Source organism: Sphingobacterium sp. LZ7M1 (assembly GCF_024296865.1).
Classification (GTDB): domain Bacteria; phylum Bacteroidota; class Bacteroidia; order Sphingobacteriales; family Sphingobacteriaceae; genus Sphingobacterium.
This window is the reverse complement of sequence record NZ_CP101134.1, coordinates 3,583,295-3,598,108: the sequence shown is the minus strand read 5'-3', so window position 1 is coordinate 3,598,108 and position 14,814 is coordinate 3,583,295. Positions and strand designations below refer to the sequence as shown.

Below are 14,814 nucleotides of genomic sequence, written 5' to 3'. Positions count from 1 at the left end.
CGAATAGTCTTCCTTTTGTTTGTTTTAGTGTTCAATATAGACAAAATTGCAAAAATAGGAGTGCTTTTTAAGAAGTTATTTTATACATTTATAAACGAAAAATCATAAGCGATTATTTTAGCTTTATTTATGAACAAACAAATTATCCTAACTGCTTCTTTTTTCGGTTTGTTAGCTGTAATACTTGGTGCATTCGGTGCACATGGTCTTGAAGGTAAGATTTCTGAGAAACAACTAGAAACTTGGGGTACTGCAAATCAGTACCATTTCTATCATACCTTGGCACTTTTATTCCTATCCACATTTTCTAGAGCAAAAAGCCAGTCCATTAAAGTTTCGTATATCATGTTCACTATCGGTATATTCCTTTTTTCAGGGTCCTTATACCTGTTGAGCACAAGAAACCTACTTGGCATTGAAAATATCTCTGTTATTGGTCCGGTGACTCCTTTAGGAGGACTATGCTTTATGGTCGGCTGGGTTGCCTTGTTCATTGCAGCAATGAGAAATAGAGCTTAATCTGTATTGACTATTCTCAAAATAGAATTGAAAAAGGCACCATTGGTGCCTTTTTGCTTAGCAAGGCTGATTATTGTCGAATAATAAATCAATAACAGGCAAGCATGCTCCCTATACTGAATGCTATTAATAAATACTATTATTACCTTTGTTTATGTCTCAACTGGATTTAACGGCTCCTGGTCGTGTCACTTATTTTGTAGAGGTTATTTTGCCATTGGCGATTGCTAAGTCCTATACCTATCGAGTTCCTTTTGAATTGAATGATAAGGTAGCAGTAGGAGTTCGGGTGATCGTACAGTTCGGTAAGAACAAGATTTATTCAGCTGTGGTCAAGAATATCACGACTGAACCTCCTCATCAATATGAAGCCAAATATATCTTAGATGTTGTAGACAATGATCCCATTGTCAATGAAACTCAATTGCAGATGTGGGATTGGATCGCAGAATACTACATGTGTTATGTAGGTGATGTGATGCAGGCGGCTTTGCCAGCAGCCCTAAAAATGGCCTCTGAAACTAAAATCGTCGCATCAGATGACCCTAATTTAGATCGTTCTTCGCTTTCAGATAAAGGCTATATGATTCTTGAAGCCTTGGATCTTGCTGGTGAGTTGACGGTAAACGATGTCATCAAAATCTTAGGTCAAAAAACGGTTTTCCCTTTATTGAGGAACCTATTTGAACATGGATATATCCTGATCTCTGAAGAAATCAAGCAGAAATATAAGGCAAAAACCAAAGCTTTTCTGAGGTTAGCCTCCGAATTCAATGATCCGGAGGGTAGACGGGAATTATTGGATAGTTTAAATCGAGCTCCAAAGCAACAGGATGCAATCATTGCATTCCTCCAACTTATCAAAACAAAGAATGATGTCAGCAGACAGGATATCATGGAAGTTTCCGGTTCAGGAGCTGGTGCAATAACCGCCCTGATCGATAAAGGTGTCTTTACAGTTGAGGAAAAGGTGGTCAGTAGATTTGAGGGTACGGATGTTCTGTTATCTCCAGACTTTAGTTTTAATCCAGCCCAAGAACAGGCCTTTGATGAAATCAATAATTCCTTTGCTGAGAAAGATGTTGCCTTGCTCCATGGAGTAACGGCTTCTGGGAAGACCCAAATTTATATCCGTTTGATTGAAGCTGTGCTTCGAGAGGGTAAATCTGCATTGTACCTATTACCGGAGATTGCCTTGACAGCACAGATAACTGAACGCTTGAAATTGCATTTTGGGGATCAATTGGGTGTTTACCATTCAAAATTCAATGACAATGAGCGTGCAGAAGTAAGGCATAAAGTAAATAAGGGTGAGTTTAAGGTAGTCATTGGCGCGAGATCCTCTGTTTTCCTTCCTTTCCATAACCTAGGGTTGATTATTGTGGATGAAGAACATGAGAACTCCTATAAACAATATGATCCTGCTCCAAGGTATCATGCCCGAGATACGGCAATTTACTTGGCTCATCAGCATCAAGCAAAAGTTCTATTGGGTTCTGCTACCCCTTCAGTGGAGAGCTATTACAATGCTAAGGCCGGTAAATATGGTCTGATTGAATTGACGGAACGATTTGGTGAGGCCAAGCTGCCGACAATCGAAATTGTGGATATTGCCGAAGCTGGCCGAAAGGAAGAGATGTACTCTTATTTTAGTCTGAAGCTATTGAAGGCCATTGAAGAAACTGTTCAAAATAAAGAACAGGTGATCCTGTTTCAAAATAGAAGAGGACATACGCCATTTTTGCAATGTGGCACTTGTGGATATGTGGCTAAATGTGTGAACTGTGATGTTAGTTTGACTTACCATAAAACCAGTAACCTGATGCATTGCCATTATTGTGGCTTTTCAGAAGAACTGGTGCAGACTTGTCCAGCCTGCGGATTGCCAAATATGCAGAGCAAAGGTTTTGGAACAGAACGAGTGGAAGAGCAGTTGGAAATCCAACTGCCTGATCTGCGAATTGGACGCCTTGACCTGGATTCCACGAAAGGGAAATATGGTTTTGATAAAGTCATTTCGGCTTTCGATAATCAAGAGTTCGATGTGTTGATCGGAACGCAGATGATCACGAAAGGGCTTGATTTTGGGAATGTCAGCTTAATTGGGATTATTAACGCCGATGGAATGATCAATTTTCCAGACTTTAGGGCATATGAAAGGGCATTTTCTTTGTTCTCACAGGTCTCAGGGCGTGCTGGAAGAAGGCAGTCGGAGGGAAGAGTGATTATTCAAACCAATACTCCAAACCATCGCATCCTCGAGCAGGTCACCAATCATGACTACATGGCCATGTTTATGGCTGAAATTACGGAAAGAAAGAATTATCAATATCCACCTTTTTATAGATTGATCAAGCTTGATGTAAAACATACCGATCAAGATCTTGTACATGATGCAGCAAAGAGATTAGCGTCCCTACTGAGACAGCAGTTAGCTGAACGTGTCCTTGGGCCAGAACCCCCGCTTGTCGCTCGGGTAAGGAATAACTTTATTCAGACCATTACCTTGAAGATTGAACGGAAGAACATTTCTATTTCGAAAGTAAAGGAACTCATCAAACAGGCATTATTGCATTTTGATTTGGATAAGAAAAACAAGGGCGTCCGCGTTCAGGTCGATGTAGACCCTTATTGATTGGATTTCAATAAATCACGCTTTTTAATCTGCTTTTCTGCCTTTCTTTTTTGCCCTTTTACCTTATTGCGCCAAACCACAAATCCTGTAATTGGTAAGCTCGCGCAAATTAAAGAAATAAGGAAAGCCAGGATTTTTGTTGGCAACCCAGAAATATTGCCCGTATGGATGTCGTAATTTAATGTCCCAATTCGGTCACCAGCTTTTAAATTTTCGGAAGAAGTTACCTTTTCAATATTGTTTTCTTTTTTATTGAAGTAATACCATCTAAAATCACCAGTCTTCATTTCCGTCATCCTGATCTGAACATCAAAAGTTTCGTCTTCTGCTTTGCTACTTCTAATGGACATCATTCCAGCATTGGAATACTTTTCCAATAGGAAGTGGAGCGCATTATCAAGCTGTTCACCCTCTGGATAATAGTTGGGGATTTTAAAAGGTTCTCCTTCAAGCTTCTTGATTTCAGAGCCATCAAAGGAATTGAAAAATGAAATGTAGGCCTTTTTAAAGGAAGGATAGGTAAAAACCAGACCCGTGATAGCTAAAACCAATGAAATTAGAAAAGAATAAAAGCCTAAAACATTGTGCAAATCATAGTTTAGCCTTTTCCATTTCGATTTCCAATCTATCCATAAACTGCGTTTCAACGGTTTTCCTTTCCATCTTTTTGGCCACCAAAGGACCATTCCAGAAATTAGGATGACGACAAAAATAATGGTTGAGATTCCAACAACCCATGTCCCGTATTTATTGCCCAACAACAGGTTCATGTGCATCTGCAAAATAACTTGGAAAAATTCGGTTTTCGAATTCTCCACAAAGAGTAGATCTCCAGTGTATGGATTTAAAAAGATCCTTTTATAGGTCTTGAAGTAATTCCAATAACCAAATGCATCGGGATCAATTTCCTGAACGCGAAAAATCCAACTCCTGTTTTTTTCCGGATACAGATCAACCCTAGAAATGGACTCGCCATCATTTAATTGTTTGCCGGCAATTTCTTTAAGTTGACTTAGGGGGAGGGCCTCACTAGAATGATAGCGTTGATCTAAAATATATCGATCAGGATAACAAACTAACTTTAGCTCATCAAAGAACGTGTATACACAACCAGTCAGACCTAAAATGACAACAACGATTCCTGTTGTGAGGCCTAACCATTTATGCAACCAAAGGATGAAGCTTTTTACCATTTAAAATCGATAATTAATATTTAATGATGCGGTAGTCCCAGTACCTTTTACATATTCTGCATCCACCGCCCTGTACTGACTGATGACCGGGTAATAATCCTTGTTCAATAGGTTTTCCACACCAAGTCCAAGTCCCCATTGTTTGTTGATCCTATAGCTCGCTGATAAGTTGAATAGGTCTATGGTTTTGATCGGACCTTCGCTGTTTTTGTAAATGCCTTTATCATTGCGTTCAAAACGATCTCTAGAACCTGTATGTATCCAATGTAATTGTAGATTTAATGCATCAGTCGGTGTATAGATCAGGTAGGCTGTAGCTTTGTTCGGAGCTATCCTCGTGCCGTTGAGGTAGTGAGATACCTGTTCAGAGTCCTCTGCTTTTCCTTCCACGTGAGCAAATGTTCCGCCTATGGTCCATTGCTTGGAAAGCTCGGCATTCAAAGTAAATTCTAGTCCCTGTACTTTTTCAGGTAGGCGCTGTGCCACTAAATATCCGCCAACATCTACTAATTCAACGCCCATCTTTGAAGTGCTATAGTAATAGGATGCCGAGAAATTGAATATACTGTAATGGCTAGAAAATCCTATCTCGTAGTTATTGGTGATTACTGGGTCAGTTTTGATACTATCCAGATCATTGTCGGTTGCCCTTCTTACGATTCTTCCCAACTCGTTGATGGCAAAGCCTTGGGAGAAGCTAATGAATGGATTGAATATTTCATATTTATTGTATCGAAGTCCAGCGTTGAATGTTGCTCCTTTATAGGGTATTTTTCCTCCAGTCACCGCGATACTGCCTTCGTTGTTAGGACCTGTAGCGATAGTATTGAAATCCTTGATTTTCACTGTAGCATTTTCATACCTTACACCTCCCTTTAAAATCAGGTTTTCTAACACATCAACACGCAATTGAGCATATGGTGCTATGTTCACCATATTCATATCTGGGATATAGATACGTCCATCCGTTAAATTTTGGTCAGTTACATCATTCAGCAGGTCTAATCCGTAGGTGATATCGGAATTGGCATTGAATAGCTTAAAGGGTGTGTTCAGGTTAAGCCTTAAACCTTTTTTCTCTGAATTAATTTGTGTTTGCCCCGGGCCATACCAAGCAGTTCCTTTCTCAATATATCTATTCATTGAGCGAAAAGTATTATAATACAAGGAGGCCTGAATGGAAGTAGAACCTATTAAATTATTGTTGAAATAACTTAACATGGCATTATGGTTATATGGAGTACCTGTAGGTTTTCCTGGATCTTCACCTTTGATTCCAATAGTTGGAGTTTGCCCATATTTACCGGTTTGACTAATGTACTTGGCATGTTGAGAACTGTTGAAAAAATTGTACAGAACAGAAATACCCGAATTCTCATTAATATCATATCCTACCTTTAAAAAGGCATTGTACTGATGTGAATTCGATAGACCGTCCACCTGACCAAGAGCAATGCCATCGGCATCCCGCTGGAGACCATTATACTCAGCTGTACCACTGATTGTATAATTCCATTTATTTGCCCTTCCAAATAATGTTTGATCAAATCGATAGCCTATGGTCTCTGAAGAATGGATAGGGTTTATTATGCTTCTTAGATTGCTGCTTCCAGAAATTGCCTTGTTTGCATCCTTATTGGTTTTTGTAATATAATTGATAATACCTCCGGCAGAACCATTGCCATAAATGGATGTTGCCCCTTTGATTACTTCCACTCTTTCAATTACTGAAGGATCAATAGACCTGATATCTCTAGCTCCATTCATTAACGGAGTAGACTGCGGAATTCCATCAATAAGCACTAGAACAGACCTACCCCTTAGGGTTTGTCCGGTATTGGTTGCCTTATTGCTACTTACCCCTAAACCAGGAATGCTGTTACCCAAAATATTGGAAATATTCGTGTTGATTTGGCTTTGAGCTTCAATCTCTTTGCTCGTTAATATCGAAATGGAAGATGGGACTGTTGAAATATGTTCAGGTTTGCGACTTGCTGTAACTACGATCTCATCCAAATCATTTTTTTCCTGCAGGGTAAAGATCAGTGGCTGTTTTACAGTGTCAGGTGAAATGGTATGAAATAGGGTTAAATAGCCCGAATGGCTGATCTGTAGGTTTAATGGTAGTTTGAACTGTTCATAATTGATAAGGAATGATCCATTATTATCTGTTTTTCCTATGGTTTTTCCATTTACCTTAATGTTAACATCGGCTTGTCTACCCGAGTTTTCATTATTTACCTGGATTTCCAGTTGTTGGGCGGTTAAAGAAATTGGAAAAATCAGGAACAGTAAAAGCTGGGTTTTCGTTAACAATTTGTATAGGTAGTGCATCTTATTTTTATTTAGAACAATTATAAATTGCGCCAAATTTATATAATCTCCCCTTATTTACAAAAGCCCAGATTAAATAATATTATATTTTTTTGTTATTAAGCTATTTACTCTTGGCAATCCGCCTAATTTATATTTCCCCCAGGTACAAACTATTTGTACAATTATAGCTGCCGTCATTAGATAAAAAAGCAACATACATATGATAAATCGCATTCTTATTGTGTTTCCTTAAGAAGAGGTGTTGTTGTCTTTCCACTAAAAGGTTCCCATTTACCATACCGTAGATTTTATTGGGCCCATTAATTTCCGGTTGAAGTAGGATCATGATCCTATAACCTTCCATACCATAAGCACTAGATAGAACTTTATCGTAATCCCAAGAAATCCTAAATGAATCCGAATCATGACATAAGTTGATTTTGACATCCTGGATCGGATTTTCAAAACCTCTACTGATACTGAATTTCTCCCAATTCAGTTCAAACCTAGATTCCTTTTCAAGAACGGAATGTTTAAAATTATACGACATGGCAGCTTGATAGCTGGTCCATCCATTATTATAATTTTTAAACCCTAACCGGATATAGGGGAGGATCTCCGCAATGTATGCTTTGAGAAAATTAAATTTGGAGTCTGATTTTTTCTTTGGAAAGATCCTTTCCTTGGTCAATCTTAATTGAGTTGGGTTTGTCGCGATTGGACTTTTGTTACTACTGTAAACAAAAAATCCCACCTTTCCATTAAGTGGGATTTGATTTCCATTTTTTAAAGTTGCCATATCACACCTGTTTGTTCTATTCTAAACTTACAAAACAACAGCCTTCAAAGCAAGTTAACATGAAATTAAATTTCTTTTAAGTAAATGTTATTAATCTACTTTTTTACTCTTGATACTTTAAATGGTTTCTTCACAGCCTTTTTTGCGGCTTCCTTTACAATCTTCGCCTGTAGATCCGTCACCTTTTCGGGTTTATAGTCTGTTTTCGTGGGATCAAGGTCGAAAAGTTTAGCATACCAAGTCAGTGCAGCCGCAAATCTACCATAGTCCAGGTTCAAGTGATAACCATCGCGAGTGAATTGGTCACCAATGGAACTGGTCCTTCCATTCTGGATGGTAGTGCCATCAGGAACGATAAAGCCATAATCACCAGTTTTTTCTAATCTCGACGTGACGCTCATGATGCTGTCGTACATGTTTTTCTGACTATTGTCATAGTTAGTAAAGCCTTCATGTTTAGAGTCCTGTTGGTAGGCCCATGTTTGGTGATAAACGAGTTTGGTATCTGGATGGACATGTGCAAATACATACGTCCAAAGGTCGGTTAAGGTTTGCATAACGACATTGTACTTTCCAGAAAGTGGTGAAGCCTGTTGCAAGCTCACATAATCCCAGTTTTCATCTGCCAAGGCATCTTCAATACTGGTCTGTTCCGTAGTCTTTTTGGAACCGTCCATGCTTATTTTTCGATAGCTGTACGCTTTCAGGTTATTGTGGGCATTTTTAAGGTGCAGGTCTAGTGGTGCACCTCCGATATATAAATTGCCAATAACAATCTTTTTGCCTGCAGCAGTGGATAACTCATGTAGGTAATTTTCTAGGGCATCCTCGGAGAAGCTATTCCCTATCGCAAGGACCTTCATGACATCATCATCGTTCGGAGAAGTCTCCTGAGCAAGTACTACTTGAAACTGCAGTAATATGATAAACAGATAAATAGTCAGTTTTTTCATTCTATCAATTTTTTGGGTGAGGGCCAGGAATATTATTTTTTAATTTCCTAGACGTATAAAAGTACAAAAAATAAAGCTTAGGGATATTTTCTTTCTCATTTTTCAGAACCGTTCTGAGCTTGAATGTTTTGCATTTTAACCTTAATAATATGGTAAAATAAGGGTAATTTTGAGACATATGGCTTATAAGTTTATAGACAATTACCGGGAACAGGGCGCAAGGAAGCAGTTGGTGAAACATCTCGAAAAACGTGGGATTGAAGATAAGAAGGTGTTGCAGGCAATTGCAAAAGTCCCTCGTCATTTCTTTTTTGATGAAACCTTCTGGAACCAAGCTTACCGGGATATTGCATTTCCAATCGGTGATGGCCAGACGATTTCCCAACCCTACACCGTAGCTTATCAAAGCCAATTGCTGCACATCAAAAAAGGTGATAAAGTCCTGGAGATCGGTACGGGTTCTGGTTATCAGACCTGTATCCTTATGGAATTGGGAGCTGATGTGTATACCATTGAGCGTCAGGAAAACCTTTACCATCGAACCATTCAGGTATTGCCCTATATGGGCTATAAGCCAAACTTTTTCTTGGGCGATGGTTCCAAAGGTATCCCCGAAAAAGCACCCTATGACAAAATCATCGTAACTGCCGGGGCTCCCTTTGTACCTGAAAAAATGCTGAAACAACTTCGTTTGGGAGGTCTTTTGGTTATCCCTGTAGGTGATGAGAAATTCCAAAAAATGGTCACCATCCTTCGAGTAGGTGAAAACGACTTCGAAAGAATCGAACTCGATACCTTCAGGTTCGTGCCTCTTGTAGGGGATCAGGCTTGGTAGTACCGAAGATTTGAGATAGGAGATAAGAGATATGAGACGTCTGTAATGGCGTCTTTTTTGTTTTTAAAGCTGAGATTAATCTCATTACTCACATCTCAATTCTCATATCTAATACCTACCTTAGCTCCTATGAGTGCAGATTTCTACCAAAGCAATGTCAATAGGACCAAAGAGGAAATAAAATCATTAGAGAAGCAAATCAATAAAAATGCCTTTCTCCGTTTGGGGCTAATGGTCCTTGGGGCTATAGGTATTTGGCAACTGTTCTCCCTGAACAATATCTTTCTGGTCTTGGGTGCTTTTCTATTGGTTATCTTTCTCTTTGCATTCCTGGTATATAGACAGGCAAAGGTGGATCGAAAACTGCAGGAGGCAAAAGTCTTTTTGAGTGTCAATGAAAATGAACTGCATGTTCAAGACCGTAAGAAGAACATGTACGATGATGGGGAGGCATTCGAAGACCCTAAACACCCCTATAGTTCAGACCTGGATATATTCGGCCCTAATTCCTTGTTCGAGCTGGTCAACCGTTGTGCGACAAAAGATGGAGTTGCGGTTTTGCATTCATGGATGGACGCTCCATCTAACAAAAAAGAGATATCTGCAAGGCAGGAAGCGGTTCAGGAACTGAAAGCAGACCCTGAACATCTGCAGGCTTTCCAAACCAAAATGTTGTTCAATCTAGGCTCCAAGATCAACTTAAGATCCTATATCTATAGCTATTTCCACGATAAATCTTTCCAATTTGGCAACGCCTTCTATAGAATGTATGTTCCCATAGTTCCATGGATATTTTTGGCTGGAATCTTGTTTTCTGTGTTTGTCCATAATATTGGAGGCTATCTCCTAGGCTTAGGTATCATCCACCTGTTATGGACGATGGCCCAAGCCGGCAAGGTCAGCCATTTCTCCAATAAGATCGATAAGATTGGCGTATCATTGATTGGATTTGCCGATGCCATCAAATTGATGGAAGATAAAAAGTATACAGCTGCCTTAAATCAGGAGCTTCAAAAAAAGATCGAAGTAGACGCTCAGCAAAAGAAACTTTCCAGTATCATCAATGAACTGGGTAAGTTGATCGATAAATTGGACGTACGTAATAATATGCTGATAGGTGCCATCTTAAACATGCTTGCCCTGTGGGATTTTAAGCAGGTCATGGCCATCAGCAAATGGAAAGATCAATATGAAGATTCCATTCTGTCTGGTTTTGACGCTGTGGCAAAATATGAAAGTCTGGTCTCTTTATCCATCCTTGCGTACAACCATCCAGATTGGACACAGCCAAGTATTTTGGAGGATTTTGAAAAAGACCAACTCTTTGCTGAAGATATCAATCATCCCTTGATCCCAGCCAATAAATCCATTGCAAATGATTATGATGCCCATGACCATAAAATAGCGCTCATCACAGGCTCCAATATGGCCGGTAAGAGTACTTTCCTAAGGACAATAGGTATAAATGCGGTATTAGCCTATACTGGTGCTGTAGTCTGTGCCAAGAAGTTCGCCCTCCCAATCTATCAATTGGTGACATACATGCGGATCAAGGACTCCTTGAACGAAAGCACTTCAACCTTTAAGGCCGAATTAGATCGCATGAAATTTATCTTGGAGCGGGTACAGGATATTAAGTCAAGCTATTTCTTGATCGATGAAATGTTAAGGGGAACCAATTCCGTGGATAAATATTTGGGATCAAAAGCAATCATCAAGAAGTTGATTGAACTACATGGACGCGGAATGTTGGCCACCCATGACCTTCAACTTTCTGAACTCGTTAATGATTATCCGGGATACCTTAAAAATTATCATTTTGATATACAGGTGCATGGTTCTGAAATGTTGTTTGATTACAAATTAAAGGATGGTGCATGTACCATCTTTAACGCTTCGATGCTGCTGAAAGGCATCGGAATAGTCGTAGAAAGCGAAAAAGTTGATTAACTTTGCGGCTCAATTCATAAAATGACTATTCAAGAACGTATCGATCAAAGTGAAACACGAATTACCATGACTGTGTTTCCTTCCCTTACCAATCATCATGACACCTTGTTCGGTGGTAAAGCCATGGCGATCATGGATGAGGTTTCCTTTATGTGTGCTACTCGTTTTTGTAGAAAATCCCTCGTTACAGTATCTACAGACAAAATCGATTTCCATAAAGCTATACCTTCTGCAAGCATTGTAGAAGCTGTAGCCCGTGTAGAGACCGTCGGAAGGACAAGCCTAAAGGTTTATGTAGAAATCTTTAGAGAAGGTATGTATGAAGATGGTCGCGAACTGGCGATCCAAGGCCGTTTTACCTTCGTAGCTTTGGGAGATGACAAAAAGCCTATTCCAGTCTTGGAAGGTTTGGATGTAGAATAATTCCTATTCAATCTTTGCCCTTGCATATTGAGGTGCCCAGCTCTGCTGTACGCCCAATTCTTGGGCCCAAGTATAGACAAGGTGGGGATGTCGCAAGAATTCCCTGCCCAATAAAATCAGATCTGCAGCACCTCGATCTAGGATATCCTGTGCCTGTTTGGCACTAGTGATCAAGCCTACAGCTCCTGTCCCAATCCCACAGGCTTGTTTGACCTGATCGGAAAAGGGTACCTGATAACCTGGTTCAACTGGGATTTTCTGGAAGGATACAGCTCCTCCAGAAGAAATATCAGCCACTTCAACAGCTTTCCCTTTCAAGAGGTGGGTCAATTTAACTGTCTGTTCAATGTCCCAACCGCCATCTGCCCAATCGGTCGCCGATAAGCGGACCCATAGCGAATGCTCAGTTTTTAAAACTGATTTGATGGCATCTACGATTTCCAACAGAAACCTGACCCTGTTTTCGAAGCTACCTCCATACCCATCTTCCCTGAAATTGACCAGTGGTGAAAGGAACTGATGGATCAAATAGCCATGGGCGGCATGGATTTCTATGATCTGGTAACCAGCCTCAACTGCTCTTGCTGCTGCGTCCTTAAATTGGGCAATGATTTCTTGGATCTCGCTCTGGCTTAAACCAATGGGTGGATGTTCTTTTTCATGGTAAGGAATAGGAGAGGGAGCAACAGTCTGCCAACCATGTTCCTCATCTGGAGAAAATTGTTTCCTGCTTATCCACGGCAGATCCGTACTTGCCTTTCTTCCAGCATGTGCCAATTGGATCCCCGCTAGGCTTCCCTGACTTTTAATAAAATTGGTTATCTGTTTGTATTTTTTGATATGCTCATCCTTCCAAATCCCGAGATCGCCATAAGAAATCCGGCCTTCAGGACTTACTGCAGTCGCCTCTTGGATCACTGCTCCTGCACGTCCAATGGCAAATTGGCCGAGATGTACCAAATGCCAATCATTGGCAAAGCCATCAACTGCACTGTATTGGCACATTGGCGAAACAACGATTCTGTTTTTGAGTTCTAAATGGGAAAGTTTTAATGAAGAGAATAGGGAAGGGCTTGTCATCTGTTTTTCTGGGTTTAATAAATTCGACCTTTCATTAAATTTACAGATCATTTATCAAAAAAACAGCATAATTAGGGTTTATTGACTTTCAGAAAGCAATTGAACCCAAAAAGAATAATTTTTATTATTCATTCCGGATGACCTCAGGTAATTCCTTCAGTTCTTCCTCCGTAAATAACCGATAGTGGATCTTGAACGTTTTTCCCATAGGGGTTTCCAATGAAAATCCTCCTGGTCCAAACCCATCCAGTACATCCAATGTAAAATGTGAAAACTTCCAGTATTCGAAAAGATCGCGGTCTACCCAAAACTCAAAACCTTCGACCAGGCCTATCATGGCATCGTTCATCCTGGGATAAAATCCACCCTTTTCAAAGCACTGTGGTTGGGTTCCTTCACAACAGCCACCTGCTTGATAAAACATCAATGGGCCATGCTTTTCCGCTAATTCCTTGATTACGGCTTTCGCATTTTCGGTTACATCTATCCTTGAGATCATAATTCTAGCAGTTTTAAGAAAGGGGTTATAGAGCATAACCCCTTTTCACACATTTAACTATTAAACTCTATTAAAAGAATCCAAGCTTTTCTTTGCTGTATGAGATGAGCATGTTTTTAGCTTGACGGTAATAGGCTAACATCATTTTGTGGTTCTCACGTCCTATGCCGGATTGTTTATAACCACCAAATGGAGCTCCTGCAGGATAACTGTGATATTGGTTTACCCAAACACGGCCAGCCTGAATGGCTCTAGGGACCATATACAATTCATGGGCATCACGGGTCCATACACCTGCTCCTAAACCATAAATGGTGTCGTTCGCAATGGCGATGGCCTCGTCTACATCCTTGAAGGTCGTAACGGCCAATACAGGGCCGAAGATCTCTTCTTGAAAAATGCGCATCTTATTGTTCCCTTTGAATAGGGTAGGCTTGATGTAGTATCCGTCGTCGATATCCCCACCTAAGTGGTTTTCATCGCCTCCAGTCAATACTTCTGCACCTTCCTCTTTTCCTAATTTAATATAGGACATAATTTTGTCCTTCTGTATTTTGGAAGCTTGGGCTCCCATCATCACGGTTGGATCCAATGGGTTTCCAACTTTGATCTGGTTCACTCGTTCAATGACGCGCTCTATAAACTTGTCATAGATGGACTCTTGGATCAATAACCTAGATGGACAGGTACAGATCTCACCTTGGTTCAGGGCAAACAATACTGCTCCTTCGATTGCTTTGTCCAAAAATGAATCATCTTCGTCCATGACAGACTCAAAGAATACATTCGGTGATTTACCACCTAATTCCAAGGTAACCGGGATAATGTTCTCCGTAGCATATTGCATGACCATTCTACCTGTAGCAGTTGATCCAGTAAAGGCAGCTTTCGCTACTTTCGGATGGGTCACTAGATGTCTACCTAATTCTGATCCAAATCCATTTACTACGTTTATTACTCCCGGAGGAAGCAAGTCGCCAATGATTTCCATCAATACCATGATGGATGTAGGTGTACTCTCTGCCGGTTTGAGGACTACGGTACAGCCCGCAGCCAAAGCAGGAGCCAATTTCCATACGGCCATCAAGATCGGAAAGTTCCAAGGTATGATCTGTGCCACTACACCGATTGGCTCATTAACGATTAAGGATACCGTTGTGCTATCCAATTCAGATAATGATCCTTCTTCAGCTCGGATCACTCCACCAAAATAACGGAAATGATCAATTGCCAATGGAATATCGGCATTCAATGTTTCACGTACTGCTTTTCCATTGTCAATCGTTTCTACAATGGCAACCTGTTCCAAGTGCTGTTCAATACGGTCTGCAATCTTGAATAAAATATTGCTGCGTTCCGTTGATGAGGTCTTGCTCCAAGTTTCAAAAGCCTTGCTTGCTGCTTCAACAGCTTTATCAATATCCACCTTTGTGGAATGGGCAACCTGTGTAAATGGTTTGCCATCTATAGGGGAGATATTGTCAAAATATTTTCCTTGAGTGGGCGGAACGAAGGTTCCATTAATGTAATTATCGTAACGCTCTTTGAACGTTGGTCTATTTAATGCGCTCATAGTTCTGTGTTTTTAATAGTTTATATTGGACTCTTTCTC

12 protein-coding genes are annotated in these 14,814 nt (G+C 40.2%); 5 read left to right on the top strand and 7 right to left on the bottom strand.

The genetic code is table 11. The annotated features are described in order from the left end of the window. The first annotated feature begins 129 nt into the window (after positions 1 to 129). Positions 130 to 519: a DUF423 domain-containing protein gene (locus NMK93_RS15440; protein WP_185213461.1), complete on the top strand. Its 390-nt coding sequence runs from the start codon at positions 130 to 132 to the stop codon at positions 517 to 519. Between the two features lie 154 nt (positions 520 to 673). After that, positions 674 to 3,154 (top strand): primosomal protein N', encoded by a 2,481-nt coding sequence (gene priA / locus NMK93_RS15435; protein ID WP_254529472.1) that lies wholly within the window; start codon positions 674 to 676, stop codon positions 3,152 to 3,154. On the opposite strand, the gene NMK93_RS15430 is transcribed toward priA, so the two are convergent. From NMK93_RS15430 to NMK93_RS15415, 4 genes are all read right to left on the bottom strand, one after another. After that, positions 3,148 to 4,347 (bottom strand): PepSY domain-containing protein, encoded by a 1,200-nt coding sequence (locus NMK93_RS15430; RefSeq protein ID WP_254529471.1) that lies wholly within the window; start codon positions 4,345 to 4,347, stop codon positions 3,148 to 3,150. The two genes, priA and NMK93_RS15430, sit on opposite strands and share 7 nt — an antisense overlap. After that, positions 4,348 to 6,681 carry a TonB-dependent receptor gene (locus tag NMK93_RS15425; RefSeq protein ID WP_254529470.1) on the bottom strand — a complete coding sequence of 778 codons (2,334 nt, stop codon included), beginning with the start codon at positions 6,679 to 6,681 and terminating at the stop codon, positions 4,348 to 4,350. A gap of 130 nt (positions 6,682 to 6,811) precedes the next feature. Continuing rightward, positions 6,812 to 7,462, bottom strand: coding sequence for a DUF6266 family protein (locus NMK93_RS15420; RefSeq protein WP_254529469.1), 651 nt, complete (start codon positions 7,460 to 7,462; stop codon positions 6,812 to 6,814). Positions 7,463 to 7,557: 95 nt separating this feature from the next. Further along, entirely contained in the window at positions 7,558 to 8,415 is an 858-nt protein-coding gene (locus NMK93_RS15415; protein WP_254529468.1) for a DUF4886 domain-containing protein, read from the bottom strand. 178 nt (positions 8,416 to 8,593) lie between these two features. Here NMK93_RS15415 and NMK93_RS15410 point away from each other — a divergent pair, with 178 nt between their 5' ends. From NMK93_RS15410 to NMK93_RS15400, 3 genes are all read left to right on the top strand, one after another. After that, a complete protein-coding gene (locus NMK93_RS15410; RefSeq protein ID WP_093101430.1) occupies positions 8,594 to 9,250 on the top strand; it encodes a protein-L-isoaspartate(D-aspartate) O-methyltransferase in 657 nt (218 codons plus the stop codon). A gap of 129 nt (positions 9,251 to 9,379) precedes the next feature. Further along, positions 9,380 to 11,200 carry a DNA mismatch repair protein MutS gene (locus NMK93_RS15405; protein ID WP_254529466.1) on the top strand — a complete coding sequence of 607 codons (1,821 nt, stop codon included), beginning with the start codon at positions 9,380 to 9,382 and terminating at the stop codon, positions 11,198 to 11,200. A gap of 21 nt (positions 11,201 to 11,221) precedes the next feature. Then, complete coding sequence (locus tag NMK93_RS15400) at positions 11,222 to 11,623, top strand: acyl-CoA thioesterase (protein ID WP_185213468.1); 402 nt, start codon at positions 11,222 to 11,224, stop codon at positions 11,621 to 11,623. 3 nt (positions 11,624 to 11,626) lie between these two features. Here NMK93_RS15400 and NMK93_RS15395 read toward each other — a convergent pair whose 3' ends face one another. From NMK93_RS15395 to NMK93_RS15385, 3 genes are all read right to left on the bottom strand, one after another. Further along, positions 11,627 to 12,703 carry an NADH:flavin oxidoreductase/NADH oxidase gene (locus NMK93_RS15395; RefSeq protein WP_254529464.1) on the bottom strand — a complete coding sequence of 359 codons (1,077 nt, stop codon included), beginning with the start codon at positions 12,701 to 12,703 and terminating at the stop codon, positions 11,627 to 11,629. Positions 12,704 to 12,827: 124 nt separating this feature from the next. Beyond that, the gene (locus NMK93_RS15390) at positions 12,828 to 13,202 is read right to left on the bottom strand and encodes a DUF779 domain-containing protein (protein ID WP_185213470.1); all 375 of its coding nucleotides are present in this window, start codon (positions 13,200 to 13,202) and stop codon (positions 12,828 to 12,830) included. 70 nt (positions 13,203 to 13,272) lie between these two features. After that, on the bottom strand, positions 13,273 to 14,775 hold the full coding sequence (locus tag NMK93_RS15385) for an aldehyde dehydrogenase family protein (protein WP_254529462.1): 1,503 nt from the start codon (positions 14,773 to 14,775) through the stop codon (positions 13,273 to 13,275). Positions 14,776 to 14,814: the final 39 nt, after the last annotated feature.